17 protein-coding genes and 1 tRNA gene are annotated in these 17,243 nt (G+C 65.2%); 12 read left to right on the top strand and 6 right to left on the bottom strand.

Annotated features, from left to right (window positions below; translation table 11 throughout):
- The first annotated feature begins 60 nt into the window (after positions 1-60).
- From AC3WT0_RS10680 to AC3WT0_RS10650, 7 genes are all read left to right on the top strand, one after another.
- Entirely contained in the window at positions 61-2,235 is a 2,175-nt protein-coding gene (locus AC3WT0_RS10680; protein ID WP_492753514.1) for a sodium-translocating pyrophosphatase, read from the top strand.
- Positions 2,236-2,398: 163 nt separating this feature from the next.
- Complete coding sequence (locus tag AC3WT0_RS10675) at positions 2,399-4,135, top strand: DNA methyltransferase (RefSeq protein WP_492753513.1); 1,737 nt, start codon at positions 2,399-2,401, stop codon at positions 4,133-4,135.
- A 136-nt stretch (positions 4,136-4,271) separates the two neighbouring features.
- Positions 4,272-4,490: a translation initiation factor IF-1 gene (infA, locus tag AC3WT0_RS10670; RefSeq protein ID WP_003049127.1), complete on the top strand. Its 219-nt coding sequence runs from the start codon at positions 4,272-4,274 to the stop codon at positions 4,488-4,490.
- Positions 4,491-4,501: 11 nt separating this feature from the next.
- Positions 4,502-5,071, top strand: coding sequence for a Maf family protein (locus tag AC3WT0_RS10665; RefSeq protein ID WP_492753511.1), 570 nt, complete (start codon positions 4,502-4,504; stop codon positions 5,069-5,071).
- Positions 5,064-6,065, top strand: a complete 1,002-nt coding sequence (locus tag AC3WT0_RS10660) for a ribonuclease (RefSeq protein WP_492753510.1) — start codon at positions 5,064-5,066, stop codon at positions 6,063-6,065. The genes AC3WT0_RS10665 and AC3WT0_RS10660 overlap by 8 nt, the downstream gene beginning before the upstream one ends.
- Positions 6,043-6,231 carry a DNA gyrase inhibitor YacG gene (locus AC3WT0_RS10655; protein WP_492753509.1) on the top strand — a complete coding sequence of 63 codons (189 nt, stop codon included), beginning with the start codon at positions 6,043-6,045 and terminating at the stop codon, positions 6,229-6,231. Before AC3WT0_RS10660 ends, AC3WT0_RS10655 begins: the two co-directional genes overlap by 23 nt.
- Before the next feature lie 26 nt (positions 6,232-6,257).
- Positions 6,258-6,333: transfer RNA gene (locus AC3WT0_RS10650), tRNA-Phe, on the top strand.
- Between the two features lie 136 nt (positions 6,334-6,469).
- Here AC3WT0_RS10650 and AC3WT0_RS10645 read toward each other — a convergent pair.
- Entirely contained in the window at positions 6,470-6,970 is a 501-nt protein-coding gene (locus AC3WT0_RS10645) for a MarR family winged helix-turn-helix transcriptional regulator (RefSeq protein ID WP_492753508.1), read from the bottom strand.
- A gap of 107 nt (positions 6,971-7,077) precedes the next feature.
- On the opposite strand from AC3WT0_RS10645, the gene AC3WT0_RS10640 reads away from it, so the two are divergent.
- The 4 genes from AC3WT0_RS10640 to AC3WT0_RS10625 all read left to right on the top strand — a co-directional run bounded on the left by AC3WT0_RS10640 (position 7,078) and on the right by AC3WT0_RS10625 (position 11,779).
- Positions 7,078-7,818, top strand: coding sequence for an SDR family NAD(P)-dependent oxidoreductase (locus AC3WT0_RS10640; RefSeq protein ID WP_492753507.1), 741 nt, complete (start codon positions 7,078-7,080; stop codon positions 7,816-7,818).
- Between the two features lie 3 nt (positions 7,819-7,821).
- Positions 7,822-8,433, top strand: coding sequence for a 2-hydroxychromene-2-carboxylate isomerase (locus AC3WT0_RS10635; RefSeq protein WP_492753506.1), 612 nt, complete (start codon positions 7,822-7,824; stop codon positions 8,431-8,433).
- 322 nt (positions 8,434-8,755) lie between these two features.
- The gene (locus AC3WT0_RS10630) at positions 8,756-10,807 is read left to right on the top strand and encodes an AAA family ATPase (protein ID WP_492753505.1); all 2,052 of its coding nucleotides are present in this window, start codon (positions 8,756-8,758) and stop codon (positions 10,805-10,807) included.
- Between the two features lie 507 nt (positions 10,808-11,314).
- Positions 11,315-11,779: a YbaK/EbsC family protein gene (locus AC3WT0_RS10625; RefSeq protein ID WP_492753503.1), complete on the top strand. Its 465-nt coding sequence runs from the start codon at positions 11,315-11,317 to the stop codon at positions 11,777-11,779.
- A 109-nt stretch (positions 11,780-11,888) separates the two neighbouring features.
- Here the strand turns inward: AC3WT0_RS10625 and rhmD are convergent, their stop codons facing one another.
- The 3 genes from rhmD to AC3WT0_RS10610 form a co-directional block, all read right to left on the bottom strand.
- Entirely contained in the window at positions 11,889-13,070 is a 1,182-nt protein-coding gene (gene rhmD / locus AC3WT0_RS10620; protein WP_492753502.1) for an L-rhamnonate dehydratase, read from the bottom strand.
- A gap of 99 nt (positions 13,071-13,169) precedes the next feature.
- A complete protein-coding gene (gene lldD / locus AC3WT0_RS10615; RefSeq protein ID WP_492753501.1) occupies positions 13,170-14,306 on the bottom strand; it encodes an FMN-dependent L-lactate dehydrogenase LldD in 1,137 nt (378 codons plus the stop codon).
- A gap of 15 nt (positions 14,307-14,321) precedes the next feature.
- Complete coding sequence (locus AC3WT0_RS10610; RefSeq protein WP_492753500.1) at positions 14,322-15,098, bottom strand: IclR family transcriptional regulator; 777 nt, start codon at positions 15,096-15,098, stop codon at positions 14,322-14,324.
- A 170-nt stretch (positions 15,099-15,268) separates the two neighbouring features.
- On the opposite strand from AC3WT0_RS10610, the gene AC3WT0_RS10605 reads away from it, so the two are divergent.
- Positions 15,269-16,123 (top strand): fumarylacetoacetate hydrolase family protein, encoded by an 855-nt coding sequence (locus AC3WT0_RS10605; RefSeq protein WP_492753499.1) that lies wholly within the window; start codon positions 15,269-15,271, stop codon positions 16,121-16,123.
- 21 nt (positions 16,124-16,144) lie between these two features.
- On the opposite strand, the gene AC3WT0_RS10600 is transcribed toward AC3WT0_RS10605, so the two are convergent.
- Together AC3WT0_RS10600 and AC3WT0_RS10595 are read right to left on the bottom strand one after the other, a co-directional pair.
- A complete protein-coding gene (locus tag AC3WT0_RS10600; RefSeq protein ID WP_492753497.1) occupies positions 16,145-16,342 on the bottom strand; it encodes a hypothetical protein in 198 nt (65 codons plus the stop codon).
- A gap of 125 nt (positions 16,343-16,467) precedes the next feature.
- Positions 16,468-17,085: a class I SAM-dependent methyltransferase gene (locus AC3WT0_RS10595; RefSeq protein ID WP_492753496.1), complete on the bottom strand. Its 618-nt coding sequence runs from the start codon at positions 17,083-17,085 to the stop codon at positions 16,468-16,470.
- Between the last annotated feature and the right edge of the window lie 158 nt (positions 17,086-17,243).

Below are 17,243 nucleotides of genomic sequence, written 5' to 3'. Positions count from 1 at the left end.
CAACAATAAAGCAGGCTGGCGACTTGGCCCGACCTGCGAATCCAGGGGAAGGAGCAGCGGATGTCAGTAGTCTCGCTTGCCATTATCTGTGGCGCGATTGCGGTTCTGTACGGACTCGTCACCGGCCGGCAGGTTCTCGCCGCATCGCCGGGCAATGAAAGGATGCAGGAGATAGCCGGCGCCATCCAGGAAGGCGCACAGGCCTATCTCGGCCGCCAATATCGGACCATCGCGATCGTCGGCGTCGTCGTCGCGCTGCTCGTCTTCTGGTTTCTGGGGCTGGTCTCGGCGATCGGCTTCATCGTCGGCGCGCTGCTTTCGGGCGTCGCCGGCTATATCGGCATGAACATCTCGGTGCGCGCGAACGTGCGCACGGCGGAGGCGGCGCGCAGCTCGCTGCAAAGCGGGCTCACCCTCGCCTTCCGGTCGGGTGCGATCACCGGCATGCTGGTGGCGGGCCTCGGCCTGCTCGCGATCGCGGGCTTCTTCTGGTATCTGACCGGGCCGGGCGGCCATACGCCCGACGAGCGCATCGTGATCGACAGCCTCGTGGCGCTGGCCTTCGGCGCCTCGCTCATCTCGATCTTCGCGCGCTTGGGCGGCGGCATCTTCACCAAGGCGGCGGACGTCGGCGCGGACCTCGTCGGCAAGGTCGAGGCAGGCATCCCCGAGGACGACCCCCGCAACCCGGCGGTGATCGCCGACAATGTCGGCGACAATGTCGGCGACTGTGCGGGCATGGCGGCCGACCTGTTCGAAACCTATGTCGTCACGCTCGGCACCACGATGGTGTCGATCGCCCTGCTCGTGCAGACCTCGACGACCGAGCTGACCGCGCTGATGGCGCTGCCCCTGATGGTCGGCGGCGTGTGCATCATCACCTCGATCATCGGCACCTATTTCGTGCGGCTGGGGTCGAGCGGATCGATCATGGGCGCGCTCTACAAGGGCTTCTGGGTCACGGCGGCGCTGTCTGCCGTCGCGCTCTATTTCGCCACCCAATATGTATTGGGCGACATGCACCGCCCGATCGGCGGGGCGGAAACCTTCCTCAGCGGCGCGGCGGAGGGCTTCCCCGACGGCACCGTCGTCGCCAGCGCGACCACCGGCGTGGTCGGCGCGCTGACCGGCATGAAGCTGTTCTGGTGCATGCTCATCGGGCTTGCCGTCACCGGCCTGCTCGTATGGATCACCGAATATTATACCGGCACACGCTATCGCCCGGTCAAGTCGATCGCCAAGGCCTCGGAAACCGGCCACGGCACCAACGTGATCCAGGGCCTCGCGATCAGCCTTGAATCGACCGCGCTGCCGACGCTGGTGATCGTCGTCGCGGTGATCGCCGCCTATCAGATCGCCGGCATCATCGGTATCGCCTTCGCGGCGACCGCGATGCTTGCGCTCGCCGGCATGGTCGTCGCGCTCGACGCCTATGGCCCGGTCACCGACAATGCCGGCGGCATCGCCGAAATGGCGGGGCTCGAGGACGAGGTGCGCCACAAGACCGACGCGCTCGACGCCGTCGGCAACACCACCAAGGCGGTGACCAAGGGCTATGCGATCGGCTCGGCGGCGCTCGCCGCGCTCGTCCTGTTCGGCGCCTACACCACCGATCTGGGGATATTCTTCCCCAGCCTCACGGTCGATTTCACCCTGTCCAACCCCTATGTCATCGTCGGGCTGCTGCTCGGCGCGCTGCTGCCCTATCTGTTCGGCGGCATCGGCATGACGGCGGTCGGCCGAGCGGCCGGCGCGGTGGTCGAGGAAGTGCGCGCGCAGTTCCGCGACAATCCGGGGATCATGGAAGGGACGAGCCGGCCCAACTATGCCCGCACCGTCGATCTCGTCACCAAGGCGGCGATCCGCGAGATGATCGTGCCCTCGCTGCTGCCGGTGCTGGCGCCGATCATCGTCTATTTCGTGATCACCGCCGTCGCCGGGCAGGCGCAGGGCTTCGCGGCCACCGGCGCGCTGCTTCTCGGCGTCATCGTCTCGGGGCTGTTCGTCGCCATCTCGATGACCTCGGGCGGCGGCGCGTGGGACAATGCGAAGAAATATATCGAGGACGGCAACTATGGCGGCAAGGGCAGCGAGGCCCACAAGGCCGCCGTCACCGGCGACACGGTGGGCGATCCCTACAAGGACACCGCCGGCCCCGCCGTCAACCCGATGATCAAGATCACCAACATCGTCGCGCTCCTCCTCCTCGCCGCGCTCGCGCACGCGGCAGGCTGAGCGCCCCGCAGATCGTCAGACCCGACGATGCTTCCCCGCCCGGCAACGGGCGGGGATTTTTTCGTCCAAAGCGGAGACGATTGATCGCGCCGAACCGGTCCGCCTCTCCATAACGGACAGGGAAGGCCTCTCCTCAGGCCGGACAAGCGGGCACTGTTTCTGCATGCGGAACGACCCCGGCAACCGGCTCTATTATGGCGACAATCTCGACGTGCTGCGCCGCGAGGTCGAAAGCGCCAGCGTCGATCTCATCTATCTCGATCCGCCGTTCAACTCGAACGCCAGCTACAATATCCTGTTCAAGTCCCCGACCGGCAAAGGCGCCGACGCCAGCATCGAGGCATTCGACGACACATGGAGCTGGGGCCCGGCGGCGGCCGAGGCGCTGCTCGACATCGCGCAGAGCGGCAATCACCGCCTCCATGTGATGATGCAGGCGATGCGCGACGCGATCGGCGAGAATGCGATGATGGCCTATCTGGCGATGATGGCCGTCCGCCTCGTCGAGCTTCACCGCGTGCTCAAGCCTACCGGTAGCCTCTATCTCCACTGCGATCCGACCGCGAGCCATTATCTCAAGCTGGTGCTGGACGCGGTGTTCGGGGCGGAAAATTGGCTTAACGAGATCATTTGGCGCCGCACCGGTTCGCACAACAACGCCCAGCGTTTCGGACCGGTGCACGACGTAATTCATTTCTACAGAAGAAGCGCGATCTACGAGCATCGTCCCGTCTTTCGGCCCTATTTGAACGGGCATGTTCAGGCCTATTTCCGGAAAGCCGACGAGCGAGGGCGATACTGGACCAATTCGATACATGGCGCCGGCATTCGCGGCGGCGAATCTGGTAAGCCTTGGCGGGGATATGACCCTACTGCCGCAAAACGCCATTGGGCAGTGCCAAGCGACTTGGTCTCGGCGCTGGGCATCGATCCTGAGTTACCTCAACATGATAAGCTGGATGCCCTCGCTGCGTTGGGCGTCATAGATTTCCCACCGGCAGACGGAGGAGGTCTGCCGACCTATCGGCAATATTTGGATCGCAGCCCGGGCATGCTGCTGCAGGACATTTGGGCTTACCAGCCCCATACACGGGGCGCTCTTTACGGCAGCGACGAGGCAATCGACGAGGATGTTCGCTGGCTTAACGCTCAGGGCGACTGTGAACGCCTGGGCTACCCCACCCAGAAACCCATTGGTCTGCTCGAACGCATCATCTCCGCCTCCTCCAATCCCGGCGATATCGTGCTTGATCCCTTCTGCGGCTGCGGCACGGCGGTCGATGCCGCGCAGAAGCTCGGGCGGCACTGGATCGGCATCGACGTCACGCATCTCGCGATCGGACTGATCGAGAAAAGGCTGCGCGACGGTTATGGCGAGACTGCGCGGTTCGAGACGATCGGCGTTCCCGCCGATCTCGAAAGCGCCCAGCGACTCGCCGTCGACGATCCACACCAGTTCCAGGCGTGGATCACGCTGCGGCTTGGCGGCTGGCCGTGGATGGGCGGCCGCAAGGGTGGCGATCGCGGGGTCGATGGCCATTTCTACTATGTCGGCGAAGGTAGGAAGATCGAGACCGGGGTGATCTCGGTCAAGGCCGGCAACAACGTCAATCCGGCGATGGTCCGTGATCTCGGCCGCGTGATGGCGCGCGACAAGCATCAACTGGGCCTGTTCGTCTGCGCCGCGCTTCCCACGCGCGGCATGGAGCAGGAAGCGGCGAGCCACGGCGTGATCGAGACCGAATTCGGCCGCTTTCCCGCACTCCAGATCTTCACGCTCGCCGAGCTTTTTGCCGAGCGCAGCCCACGCCTGCCGCCGCTCGTCAGCCCCAATCGCCGCGCGCCGCGCGTCGAGCAGCGCCCCTCGCACCAGCCCGGCGCCCAGGGCAGCCTGATCTGACCCAGTCGTCAGGCGCGATACGAAACTGCCGCAAAATGGGATTGATGTCGCGCAGCATCGCACCATAGCTTCACTTTTGGCGCGCCATCCGCTAAGGCGCCCCGTTTCCAGAATTCCTGCACGCTAGAGGCTCTGTTTGGCTAAAGAAGAACTGCTCGAAATGCGCGGCCAGGTGGTCGAGCTCCTGCCCAACGCCATGTTCCGCGTCCGGCTCGAGAATGACCATGAAATCCTCGGCCACACCGCCGGCAAGATGCGCAAGAACCGCATCCGCGTCCTCGTCGGTGACGAGGTGCTGGTCGAGCTGACGCCCTACGACCTTACCAAGGGTCGAATCACCTACCGCTTCAAATAGGCGGGCGGCCCTTGCGGCTGATCCTCGCCTCGTCGAGCCCGCGCCGCCGCGATCTGCTCGCGCGCATCGGCGTCGTGCCCGATGCGATCGCCGCGCCCGAAATCGACGAAAGCCCGCAGCCGGACGAGTTGCCCCGCACCTATGCCCTGCGCCTTGCGGCGGAGAAAGCGGCGGCAGTCGCGCGCCAGCCCGGCGATCTGGTGATCGCGGGCGATACGACGATCGCGCTCGGCCGCCGCATTCTTCCCCCCGCCGACGACGAAAAGATCCAGCGCCGCCTGCTCGGCCTGCTGTCGGGCCGGCGCCATCACGCATTGAGCGCGGTCGCACTGATCGACGGCGAGGGTCGGCTGCGCACGCGGATCGCCGACACGGTCGTCGCGTTCAAACGGCTGACCGCGCAGGAAGTCGACGCCTATGTCGCGTGCGGCGAGGGGCTGAGCAAGGCCGGCGGCTATGCCATCCAGGGCCGCGCCGAAGCCTTCGTGCGCTTCATCTCGGGCACCCATTCGGGCGTCGTCGGCCTGCCGCTGTTCGAGACGCGCGCGCTGCTCGTCGCCGCCGGCTATCCCCTTGGCTGAATGGCTGTTCGAACAGGGCATCGGCGAGGCGCGCGCCGCGCTGGTCGCGCACGGCCGCATCATCGAGGCACGCATCGAGCGTGACGATGGCGGCGTTCGCGCCGGCGCGATCCTCCCCGCGCGCCTCGTCCGCCAGCTTATCCCGCGCCGGCGCGGCATCGCGCTGATCGAGGGCGGGCACGAGGCGCTGGTCGAGCCCGTCCCCGCCGGCCTGACCGAAGGCGGCCGCTTCCTCGCCCTCGTCACGCGTGAGGCGATCGCCGAGCCCGGCCACCCCAAGCGCGCCAAGACCGTCGCGGCACCTGCCGACGCGCAGCCCTCCCCCGGCCCGACGCTCGCCGAACGACTCGCCCTGACCGACATTCCCGTCCGCCCCCTCCTCACGCACGCGCCCGATGCGCTCGAGGAAGCCGGCTGGAGCGAGGCGCTCGAGGAAGCGGCCAGCGGCGACATCGCCTTCCCCGGCGGCGGCCTGCGCATCAGCCCAACGCCGGCGATGACGCTGATCGACATAGACGGCACGCTCGATCCCGCGGCGCTGGCCATCGCGGGCGCGGCTGCCGCGGGCGAAGCGATAAGGCGGCTCGATATCGGCGGATCGATCGGCATCGATCTGCCGACCATGCCCGATCGCACGGCGCGGCAGGCGGCGGCCGCCGCGCTCGATGCCGCGCTTCCCCTGCCCTTCGAGCGCACGGCGGTTAACGGCTTCGGCTTCCTCCAGATCGTCCGCCGCCGCGAGCGCGCTTCGTTGCCCGAATTGCTGCGCGGCGATCCCGCGCTTGCTGCGGCGCTCGCGCTGCTCCGCCGGGCCGAGCGCGGCAGCGGCGTCGGCGCGCGCACCCTTGTCGCGGCGCCCGCCGTCGTCGCGATCGTCGATGCGAATCGCGGCTGGATCGACATGCTCTCGCGCCGGCTGGGCGCGCCTGTCGCCTTGCGGGCGGAGCCCGGGCTCGCCATATCGGCGGGGCATGTCGAAGCCCGCCCCCTCTGACGCCTGCCCGCTCTGCGGCAAGTCCGTAGCCGCTGCGCACAAGCCCTTCTGCAGCCAGGGCTGCCGCGACCGCGATCTGCTCAACTGGCTGGGCGACGCCTACCGCGTTCCCGCGCACGATAGTGATACGGACGGGCTGGACAGCACCCCCCAACCGCCTCTATAGGCCGCGCTTCCCGCATTCGCGGCGATGCCCAGGTAGCTCAGTTGGTAGAGCATGCGACTGAAAATCGCAGTGTCGGCGGTTCGATCCCGTCCCTGGGCACCATCTCCCCACATCGTTGCAAACTGATCCGGCAAGGCTGGATCATGCGCGGCGCCGGCCCGCTCCCCCACCCGGCCTCCCATCGATGATACACTGAGTGGGAGGCCGGGTGGGGGAGCGGGCCGGTGCCGTTTCCACCTCAGCAGAAACGCTCCCGCCGGTCATGCGCCAGTCCGCCCAGCCGCGCCAGCTCGCGCGTCTCGCCCAGCAGGCTCGCCCACATCGCCTCGCCCAGCGCCGTGCGCAGCGCCTCCTGCGCCTCGCGCCATAGCGGCAGCGACTGTTCCAGCGCCGCAAAGCCCTTGTCGGTCATCCTGACCAGCTTCCGCCGCCGGTCCTCGCGCCCGGTGACGATCTCGACATGCCCGCTCCGCCGCAGCAGATCGACGTTGCGCGCCATCGTCGTCCGGTCGGTCTCCATATGCGCGGCAAGGTCGCTCATCGTCGCCTCGCGCAGATAATAGAGCCGCGTCAGCAACGACGACTGCGCCGGGCTCACCTCCGCCCCGGCCATGTGCGCCGCATAGATTTTGCCCACCGCGCGATTGGCCGCGCGCAGCCCTTCGGCCAGGCAGACATGCGGGCTGTGGCGCAGCTCCTCCAGATAATCGATCGATCGCCGTTCGGGCACCTGCTGCATGATCCAGATCCTGTGATGCGTTGACGCTGCTTATAATGTGTAGATACACATATATCAAATGGACGAGTCGATTGACATCGATTCCGCCGTGCAGAGGATGGCTTGATATGACGACGAAGGGCTCGGTCGCGATCGTGGGCGCCGGCGACTATATCGGATCGGAAATCGCGAAACGCTTCGCGCGCGAAGGCTATGTCGTCCATGTCGGCCGCCGCAACGGCGAGAAGCTGGAGCCGCTGCTGGCCGAGATCAGGGCGGCGGGCGGCACCGCGCACGGCCGCTCGCTCGATGCGCGCGAGCCCGAGGACGTCACCGCCTTCCTCGCCGAGACCGATGCCCTCGCGCCGCTTGAGCTGTGCATCTTCAACGTCGGCGCCAACGTCAATTTCCCCATCCTCGAGACGACCGACCGCGTCTTTCGCAAGGTATGGGAAATGGCCTGCTTCGCGGGTTTCGTGACGGGGCGGGAGGCGGCGCGGATCATGCTGCCGCGCGGCCGGGGCAAGATCTTCTTCACCGGCGCCACGGCGGGGCTGCGCGGCGGCAAGGGCTATGCCGCCTTCGCCTCGGCCAAGTTCGGCATCCGCGCCGTCGCCCAGTCCATGGCGCGCGAGCTGTGGCCGCAGGGCATTCATGTCGCGCACCTCATCATCGATGCCGGCGTCGATACCCAGTGGGTGCGCCAGATGATCGCGCAACGCCAGGGCGCCGAAGCGCTGGACAATCTGCCGCCCGATCAGCTCATGCCCCCCGCCGCCGTCGCCGAAGCCTATTGGGCGCTGTTCGATCAGAAGCCCGCCGCCTGGACCTTCGAGCAGGAGATCCGGCCTTATGGGGAGACGTGGTGAGCCATGGCGAAGGTTGAGTTCCTCTTCGATTTCGGCAGCCCCAACGCCTATCTCTGCCACCGCATGATCCCCGGGATCGAGGCGCGCACCGGCGCGACCTTCGATTATGTGCCCGTGCTCCTCGGCGGCATCTTCAAGGCGACGGGCAACCAGTCCCCCGCCACCGCCTTTGGCCATATCCGCAACAAGCCCGACTATGACGATCTGGAGATGAAGCGCTTCGTCGCGCGCCACGGGCTCGCCGAGTTCCGCATGAACCCCTTCTTCCCCGTCAACACGCTGGTGCTGATGCGCGGCGCGGTCGCCGCGCAGCGGATCGGGGTGTTCGATCGCTATGTCGATGCGATGTTCGATTATATGTGGGCCGATTGCCGCAAGATGGACGACCCCGCCGTGCTGATGGCGGCGCTCGCCGAAGCCGGCCTCCCCGCGCGCGAGCTGGGCGAACTGGTGCAGGATGCCGGCGTCAAGCAGCAGCTGATCGACAACACCACCCAGGCCGTCGAACGCGGCGCCTTCGGCTCACCGACCTTCTTCGTCGACGGCGAAATCTATTTCGGCAAGGACCGCCTGCGCGAGGTGGAGGAAGCGATTCTGGGGGCGGAGGTGGGGTGAGACAGGCGCGAGCGGTGGCCATGTGCTTTTCGCTGACCGTCCGCGATAATAACGGCGGAAGAAATTAGCGCTCATGGAGTGCGCGTCGGGTTAAGGCTCCTCGCAGGAATGGACATTCGCCCCAAGCCTACCCGCCCCCAAGCTATGCTGGACTTTGGGCCGTTTGCGGAATGTCGGCTTACCTGCAAGTGGACGCGAAAGGCTGCAGGTGACCGTGACATCACTTGTGGTGGGCGCGCCGTATCACCCGGCGCTGACGGTGGACGGAGCATAAGTTACATGGATAGGATTCGTGTCACAGACTATGGATGAGATCCGGGCAATGAAGATCGCAGCATTCGAAAGATATAAGGCGATACCCCGCTTCGAGCCGATCGAGCTTCCGACGCTTACCATACTTACCGGGCTGAACGGCAGCGGGAAAAGCCAGTTGCTCAATGGCCTGCATATGCAGAGCATTCACTGCGACCTGTTTGGACAATTGGTCCCGCTGACGCCGCCTCCGGGGGTGCCGACTGGTTATTTATCGCCCACACCACTGTCCGGGCACCCACAAATTACTCTGCTCCGAAACTGGGCCGATACGGACGGCCAGTTCGCTTCTGAACGCGCAAGCAAGCTGGGCGAACGGTTTGGGAATGCCGCCCCACAGCCCCGGCCGATGCTCCATCCGATGTACGCTTTCGAGAATAAGCGGGCGGAACTGCTGCTCTCTGTCCGGAGGCGCTTGACCGACCTGCTCGGAAGAAATTTGGACGATTTGCTGACGCCGCAAGAAGATCCTTGGCGTCTAGGACCTTCCGAACTTTCACACCGCGCCGGATTAACGGAACCTGACCCGCGCGTTCAACAAATTGTCGCGGTCTTTCTGGATGCTGCAGACGCACTTAAGACGCACATCGCTACACCGGATCCGGCGAGCAGCATATTCTTCAACGATCTTCGCATCGCGCAGACTGAATTTGGCGTCACTGGACTGGAAGTGACGCAGGAGATGACCGATGCCATTCGGTCTCGCATCTCTGTGCAGATGTTTCAGCCGAACATTGTTGAGTTGTTTGGTGCTTATCGCGATCGGCTGGTGGCCAACGACCTCGACGAATTGCAGGCCAAACGGGATCCGAACAAGCAATTTCTCAATCCTGAACAGTTCGTTACGAAGTATGGGCCACCGCCGTGGGAGACCGTCACGACATTGATATCCGCGATGGGACTGGCGTTCGAGGTTGTACCGCCGCCGCACGAAATGGATCAGCCGGTCCGCTTTCGACTTCGTATGGAGGGACGTGCAGACGAGTTGGCCTTCAGCGATCTGTCGTCCGGTGAACAGGTTCTGCTCCGTTTCGCCGTCAGCGTCATGCGGCCTAACCCCGCGATGGTCGGCTTTCAGAGGCCTCAGCTTTTGCTGCTGGACGAGATGGATGCCTCACTTCATCCGGAGATGGTTCAGCGCTGGCTGAGCGCGATCGAACGGGGGATTGTGGGTGAACTCGGCATCCGGGTGATTCTGACGACCCACTCGCCGACCACTGTCGCTCTGGCACCTGACGAATCTATCTTCGCGATGGTGGACGGACGCCCTCAGCGTGTGTCGAAGCAGGAAGCGATCAACAAACTCACGTTCGGCGTCCCTACTCTGTCGATCGATTATTCCGGGCGGCGGCAGGTATTCTGTGAAAGCGATACTGACGCGGCAGCCTTCGAGAAAATCTACGCGGCCATCAAACCCCGGCTTTCGCTGAACAAGGAGCTGAATTTCATCGGCACGAGCATTCGTGACAAGAGTAAGGTCGTCACGGTCGGCGCTGGCGACGAGATGCACGCGGGGGAAGCTGTCGTCCGGCAGATCGTGGGTGACTTGGCCGCTCGGAGCGTGAGCTCTGTCTATGGCCTGATCGATTGGGACGCAAAGGCAGTTCCGACCGAACGCGTGCGGGTCATCGGCGCGGGCTCCCACTATACCGTCGAGAACATCCTGCTCGATCCGCTCCTGATCGGCATGCTTATGGTTCTTGAGCGGATGCCGCTCCCGAACCTGCAAATGAGTCCGCGCGCCGTTGATGCGCTGGACCCGTCGGGCCTGCAGCACTTGGCGGACACGGTGCAGAACGTTATTGTGCTTTCCGATGATGATGGCACGTTAATCGATATCGGATATCTGGGCGGAGCGTCGGTTCGAATCAGAAAACGCTATGCGTCGATCAGTGGCCACGAACTTGAGGGCATCCTCGCTTCTACCTTCGATCCGTTAAAGCGATATACTCGCAATCGTGGCGTCTTGGTGCGGCGGATCTCCGAAGTGGTCATCACGGATTATCCAGAATTTTGCCCGCAGACTATAGCCGATGCGTTTCAGCAGATATCGACCTGTTGAGCGATCACGGCGGGATGACTCGAACCTCCGACCATATAACCTGTAGTTTGACGTTTGCGCTGCCAGCGCGGGCGAGGAATTCTGAATGAATGACGGCTTTTGTATTCTGAAAAGTCGGCTCTCGATGTCCGATAATAGGGCGTAAAGCCGACTGACCTCCCTTCCTCCGAACGACAATTGTTAGCCATATTTGACAGCCATCCTCGGTCACACAAACGTCGACGATCGTTCGCTGCCCTCCGACCAAAACCCCCGCCCTGTCCTACACCCCCCTCCCGATGCTATCCTGACCGCTGGCGCATTCCGCCCGGCTCTTTGACATCGCCCGGACTCCGAAGTTGAGAATACCCCTCCGGCCTCTCAACTTTGTCAACTTCCAGAGGGCGGAATCGCGCTTTTCCGCCATTCCCTACACGAACCGTCGTCACGCTGCCTTGCTCTCCGCGCGCACCAAAAAAGCCGGAGCGGCCACTGGATTGACGTCGCATATGCCGCCATGCTCGGCGCATGAGCCTTGAATCGGTCCGCACCTTCCTCGCCGCGCACGCCCCCGACGTCGAGATCATCGAGCAATCCGCCAGCACCGCCACGGTGATCGAGGCCGCCGCCACGCTGGGCGTAGAGCCGGCGCGGATCGCCAAGACGCTGTCGGTGCGCGTCGGCGAGGCGGTGGTGCTGATCGTCGCGCGCGGCGATGCGCGGCTCGACAATCGCAAGGTCAAGGATGCGCTGGGCGGCCGCCCGCGCATGCTGGGCGCCGAGGAGGCCGAGGCGCTGACCGGCCATCCCGTGGGCGGCGTCTGCCCCTTCGCGCTGGCGACGCCTATGGCGGTCTATTGCGATCTGTCGCTGCGCGATTTCGACATCGTCTATCCCGCCGCCGGATCGCGCACCAGCTCGGTGCGCATCTCGCCCGATCGCCTCGCCGAACTCACCGGCGCGCGCTGGGCGGATCTTTGCACTTGTGCCTAAGTTCGGGTTCGGCACCGGCCCTCTCCCCCACCCGGCCTCCCACTGAGTGTACCCTGGATGGGAGGCCGGGTGGGGGAGCGGGCCGGTGCCGCCCGAATCAATGCCCGGATCAATGCTCGAACGGCCGGTGTCTCGCGATTTCCTGATTGAGCTCGACGCCGAAGCCGGGCTTGTCGAGCGCCGAGATCTTCAGCCGGCCATTTTGCGGCACCGGCTCGCCCAGCAATTGCGGCGCGAACATCGGCACCACTTCGGTCGGCCCCGGGTGCATCATCAGGAACTCGGCGAAGGGCGAGTTATGCCGCGTCGCCACGAAATGGTAGGAATAGACCGATGATCCGTGCGGGATGACCAGCTTGCCGCGCGCATCGGCCAGCGCCGAGATCTTGAGCAGCTCGGTCAGCCCGCCGCACCAGCCCACATCGGGCTGGATGATGTCGCAGCATTCCATTTCCAAGAGCATGCGGAAGCCCCAGCGCGTCGCCTCATGCTCGCCCGTGGTCACCAGCATGCCGCGCGGCACATTGTTGCGCAGGTCGCGATAGCCCCAGTAATCGTCGGGATTCAGCGCTTCCTCGATCCACTTCAGCCCATGTTCGTGCGCCGCGATCGCGAGGCGCGTCGCATAATCGAGGTCGAGCGCCATCCAGCAATCCCACATCAGCCAGAAATCGGGGCCGACGCGCTCGCGCATCTCGGCCAGTTCGGCGATGTTCTTCCGGAAACCCTCGACGCCCTCGGCCGGGCCGTGGTGGAGCGGCATCTTGCCGCCGATGAAGCCCATGTCCTTGGCGAGGTCGGGGCGCGCACCCGTGGCGTAGAAGACCAGTTCGTCGCGCACCGCGCCGCCGATCATCGCGTGGACGGGCTCGCCGCGCAACTTGCCGAGCAGGTCCCACAGCGCCAGGTCGACGCCCGAGATCGCGAACAGCGCCAGCCCGCGCCGGCCGTAAAACTGGGTCGAGAAATACATCTGGTCCCAGATCTTCTCATAGTCGGCGGGCGACTGGCCTTCGACGAAGCGCGCGAGATGCTTCTCGACGATATAGGCGGCGGGCTCGCCCCCCGTCGTCACCGCGAAGCCGATGGTGCCGTCCTCGGCCTCGATCTCGACGACGAGCGTGCCGAGCACGTTGATGCCGAAGCTGCGGCGGCTCTGCCGATATTCGGGATAGCGCGACATCGGGGTCGCGATGTGATCGTCGATCCAGTGGCCGTCCTGCTGATCATGATAGTCGGCGCCGCCGCCGCGCAGCACATAGGCCCGAACATGCTTCACACGCGCAACCATCCAACCCTCCATCGACGCCGATTGGCGACTGACAATTCTCATTTTGTGAGATTGCATCCTATATAAAGAGCAATCACGCGACAAGCGCGTCGTATCGGCTTATCGCGTCGCGAGGATCGATCCGTCGATCTTCGCCACGTCCGACACGCCGGTCAGCGTCATCGCCACGCGCATTTCGGCGGCCATGATCTCCAGCAGCCGCGCGACGCCCGCCTCGCCCCCGGCGCCCAGCGCATAGGCCCAGGCGCGGCCGAGCATCACACCCCTGGCGCCGAGCGCCAGCATCCGCACCACGTCCAGCCCCGATCGCACCCCGCCATCGGCAAGGACGGTCAGCTTGTCGCCCACCGCCGCCGCGATCGGGGGCAGCGCCCGCGCGCTCGACAGCACGCCGTCGAGCTGGCGGCCGCCATGGTTGGAGACGATGATGCCGTCCGCGCCCAGCGCCGCCGCCTGCCGCGCATCCTCGACGTCGAGCACGCCCTTGATGATCAGCGGCCCGTCCCATAAGTCGCGGATCCAGCCGAGATCGGCCCAGGTCACCGTCGGATCGAAATTGCGCGCCATCCAGCCGATGAAGTCCTCGAGCCCGCTGTTGGCGCCGAGCACGGGTGCGATATTGCCCAGATTGTGTGGCTTGCCGCGAATGCCGACGTTCCACGCCCAATGCGGGTGCGTCATCCCCTGCAGCACGCGGCGCGGCGCGGCCCACGGCCCTGACATGCCCGAATGACGATCGCGATAGCGCGCGCCGGGCAGCGGCATGTCGACCGTGAAGACCAGCGCGGTGCAGCCCGCGGCCTTCGCCTCCGCGATCAGATCGCGCATGAAGGCCCGGTCGCGAATGACATAGAGCTGGAACCAGATCGGCCGATCGGACGCGCCGGCGACCTCCGCCACCGGGCAAACCGAAACGGTCGACAGGCAGAAGGGAATATCCGCCCGCGCCGCCGCGCGCGCCGCCTGCACTTCGCCCCGCCGGGCATACATGCCGCTGAGCCCGACCGGGCCCAGCCCGATCGGCAGCGCCTGCGGCATGCCGAACAGGCTCGTCTCCAGCCGGATGTCCGCCGTGCCGGTCAGCACGCGCTGGCGCAGCGCGATCGCCTGCAGATCGGCCTCGTTGCGCGCCGCCGTCACCTCGTCATAGGCCGCGCCGTCGATATAGTGATACAGGAAGGGCGGCAGACGGCGGCGCGCGGCGGCGCGGAAATCGCGGGCCGAAGAGATGATCATGGGCGGGCTGTTCTCCTAGTCGCCGGGCCAGCCAATGTCGCGGCTGATCGCGGCGGCGGTATCGCGAACGCGGTGGACGAGCTCCTGCATGCGCGCGTCGCTCATATATTGCGCGACGCTCGACAGGCTGATCGAAGCCACGATCGCCCCCGTCTCGTTGCGGATCGGCGCGCCGACGCAACGGATGCGATCTTCATTCTCCTCGAGGTCGAGCGAATAGCCACCTGCGGCATAATCGCGCATCGCGGCGCGCCAGGTCTCGAAATCGGGCTTGAGCGTGCCCCAGGGCTGGCTTTCGAAGAAAGCGCGCTGTTCTGCCTCGGTGCAATCGAGGATCAACGACTTGCCCAGCCCCGTCGAGCAGAGCGGATGACGCTCGCCGACGCGCGATCCGATCTCGATCCGCCGGCGGCCGGGAATCTTGTCGAGATAAAGCGCCTTGTCGCGATCGAGGACGCCGAGATGGACGGTATCCTCGGTCGCGTCCGACAGCGCCTCCAGATGCGGGCGCGCGACGCGGGGAAGATCGATCTGCTGGCGCGCCGCAAAGCCCATTTCGAGCAGCTTGGGGCCGAGCATATAGCCGGTGCGCGGAATGAAGCGCAGATAGCCGCGATCGACCAGCGCCGAAGCGAGGCGGTGCGCGGTGCTGCGATTGAGGCCCAGCACGCGCGACAGGTCGGGCAAGGCCATCGACTCGCGGCTGACGGCTTCGAGCAGGTCGAGCCCGCGCAGCAGCGTCTGGCTTCCCGAAGGAGCCGCCGCGCCGTCGCTTGACCGTTCTCTATTCATAATGTAACCACCTGTCTCACATAAAGGGATAAGTCAATCGGATAAGTCCCGGGAGGATGGCCGCGGGGTTCGCGAAAGCGGATCATGTCGGTGGCGACTCGCTCGTCAAGCGGCGTCGCACATTCTATGCATATTCTCCCTTTCCAACGACCCGCAGGGAGTGGTTCGGCATGAAATTGTTGCGCGTGGGTGCAGTAGGCCATGAAAAGCCGGCGAAGCTCGATGCCGCAGGCGGCATCCGCGATCTTTCGGCCTATGTCGCCGATATCGGCCCCGCCGAAGTGACCCCCGAGGGCCTGGCGAGGCTCGCGGCGATCGATCCGGCCTCGCTGTCGCTGATCGAAGGCCCGGTCCGCCACGGCCCGCCGCTCACCGGTACGCGCAAGTTCATCGCGATCGGCCTCAACTTCGCCGACCATGCCGCCGAATCCAATCTCCCGATCCCGTCGGAGCCGGTGATCTTCACCAAGGCCGTCTCGTGTATCCAGGGGCCGGACGACGCCGTGACGATCCCGCGCGGATCGACCAAGACCGACTGGGAAGTCGAGCTGGGCGTCGTGATCGGCAAGCGTGCTTCCTATGTCGAGCAGGGGGATGCACTCGATCATGTCGCGGGCTATCTCGTCGTCAACGACGTCAGCGAGCGCGAATATCAGATCGAGCGCGGCGGCACGTGGGACAAGGGCAAGGGCTGCGACACGTTCGGCCCGATCGGCCCCTGGCTGGTGACGCGCGACGAAATCCCCGACCCGCAGGCGCTCGACATGTGGCTCGACATCAATGGCGAGGCCAAGCAGCGCGGCAACAGCCGCACGATGATCTTCGGCGTCGCCGAGATCGTTTCCTACCTCAGCCAGTTCATGACGCTGGAGCCGGGCGACATCATCACCACCGGCACGCCGCCGGGCGTCGGCATGGGCCAGACCCCGCCGACCTACCTGAAGGCGGGCGACAGCATCGCGCTGGGGATCGCGGGGCTGGGCGAGCAGAAGCAGGCGGTCGTCGCCTGGAGCCGCGCCGGCTGACCGCCGGGCGGCTTCGCTATTCTATTGTATCGATCCGAAGGGTTCGGTCGCGTCGAGCAGGCTGATCCGGTTGAGGACGCTCGTCCAGACGCGTTCGGCTTCGACGTCCCCGCGCGAACGGTGATGATCGGCCCGCAGCGTGGCATGATACCATGCGTCCGCGCCATGGCGCTTCAGCATGTGATTGGCCTGCATCCAGATATCACGCTCGCTGATCATCGCTCCCCTCTTGCGATATTAGCGACCCCCGGCCCGGTCTTTGCCGGTTCAGACAAGGATGCCGTGAGGGCATCCGGTCCGCCAGAGTCGAGCGACGACGCGTTTCACCCCCGCGACGCGGTGTGTCAGTCCTTCCACGCCCAGTAGAGCTGGGCCGGCGGCACGTTCCACCATTCCATATCGTGATCGATGCGCTCGAAATGCGGCGCGATAAAATCATGCACCTTGGGGCTGAACTGATAGACGAGGAATGCACCGTCCTTGCGCAGAACGCGCGCCGTCTCGCTGGCGATGCGCGGCCCAATGCCGGCAGGCAGCGTGGAGAAAGGCAGGCCCGACAGGACATAGTCGGCGTGGTCGAAGCCGAAATCCTTGATGATCTGCGCGACATCGGCAGCGGAGCCGTGAACGGCATGGAAGCGCGGATCGACGATGTCGTCGCGCAGATAGTCGATGAAATCGGGATTGGTGTCGATCACGATATAAGTCGCGTCGGGCGCCATCCGGTCGAGCACCGCGCGGCAGAAGGTGCCGACGCCCGGACCATATTCCACGAACAGCTTGGTATTCGCCCAATCCACGCGTTTCAGCATCTTGCGGATCAGCACCGTCGAGGACGGAATGATCGATCCCACCATCACCGGATGCTTCAGGAAGCCCTTGAAGAACATAGTGAAAGGCCGGCTGCGATGCGCAAACCCACGGCGGGGCCTGGCGCGACGCTGGGCGGAAGAAGCGGTCATCATCACTCCGTCAACGAACTGAAACATTGCCGTCGCAAATCCCGGACCTTTATTCAAGCGCGCTGCGCGCCTAGAGTTGCTCGATCCGGCGCGTTATCCACACCGGCAATCAATATGATCGCGGGCGGACAACGCCCGGGAGTGGCCGAAGGCGTCGA

Source organism: Sphingomonas sp. EU05-FHT14C10, from assembly GCF_058790595.1.
The sequence above is the reverse complement of the archived record's forward strand: the minus strand, read 5'-3'. Positions and strand labels throughout refer to the sequence as shown.

Coding starts and splice junctions, on each gene's coding strand:
- AC3WT0_RS10625 (WP_492753503.1), top strand. CDS start 11,315: ATGAGCCTTGAATCGGTCCGCACCTTCCTCGCCGCGCACGCCCCCGAC.
- rhmD (WP_492753502.1), bottom strand. CDS start 13,070: ATGGTTGCGCGTGTGAAGCATGTTCGGGCCTATGTGCTGCGCGGCGGC.
- AC3WT0_RS10675 (WP_492753513.1), top strand. CDS start 2,399: ATGCGGAACGACCCCGGCAACCGGCTCTATTATGGCGACAATCTCGAC.
- AC3WT0_RS10595 (WP_492753496.1), bottom strand. CDS start 17,085: ATGACCGCTTCTTCCGCCCAGCGTCGCGCCAGGCCCCGCCGTGGGTTT.
- AC3WT0_RS10630 (WP_492753505.1), top strand. CDS start 8,756: ATGAAGATCGCAGCATTCGAAAGATATAAGGCGATACCCCGCTTCGAG.
- AC3WT0_RS10635 (WP_492753506.1), top strand. CDS start 7,822: ATGGCGAAGGTTGAGTTCCTCTTCGATTTCGGCAGCCCCAACGCCTAT.
- AC3WT0_RS10600 (WP_492753497.1), bottom strand. CDS start 16,342: ATGATCAGCGAGCGTGATATCTGGATGCAGGCCAATCACATGCTGAAG.
- AC3WT0_RS10645 (WP_492753508.1), bottom strand. CDS start 6,970: ATGCAGCAGGTGCCCGAACGGCGATCGATCGATTATCTGGAGGAGCTG.
- AC3WT0_RS10640 (WP_492753507.1), top strand. CDS start 7,078: ATGACGACGAAGGGCTCGGTCGCGATCGTGGGCGCCGGCGACTATATC.
- AC3WT0_RS10610 (WP_492753500.1), bottom strand. CDS start 15,098: ATGAATAGAGAACGGTCAAGCGACGGCGCGGCGGCTCCTTCGGGAAGC.
- AC3WT0_RS10605 (WP_492753499.1), top strand. CDS start 15,269: ATGAAATTGTTGCGCGTGGGTGCAGTAGGCCATGAAAAGCCGGCGAAG.
- lldD (WP_492753501.1), bottom strand. CDS start 14,306: ATGATCATCTCTTCGGCCCGCGATTTCCGCGCCGCCGCGCGCCGCCGT.
- AC3WT0_RS10655 (WP_492753509.1), top strand. CDS start 6,043: ATGTCGAAGCCCGCCCCCTCTGACGCCTGCCCGCTCTGCGGCAAGTCC.
- AC3WT0_RS10680 (WP_492753514.1), top strand. CDS start 61: ATGTCAGTAGTCTCGCTTGCCATTATCTGTGGCGCGATTGCGGTTCTG.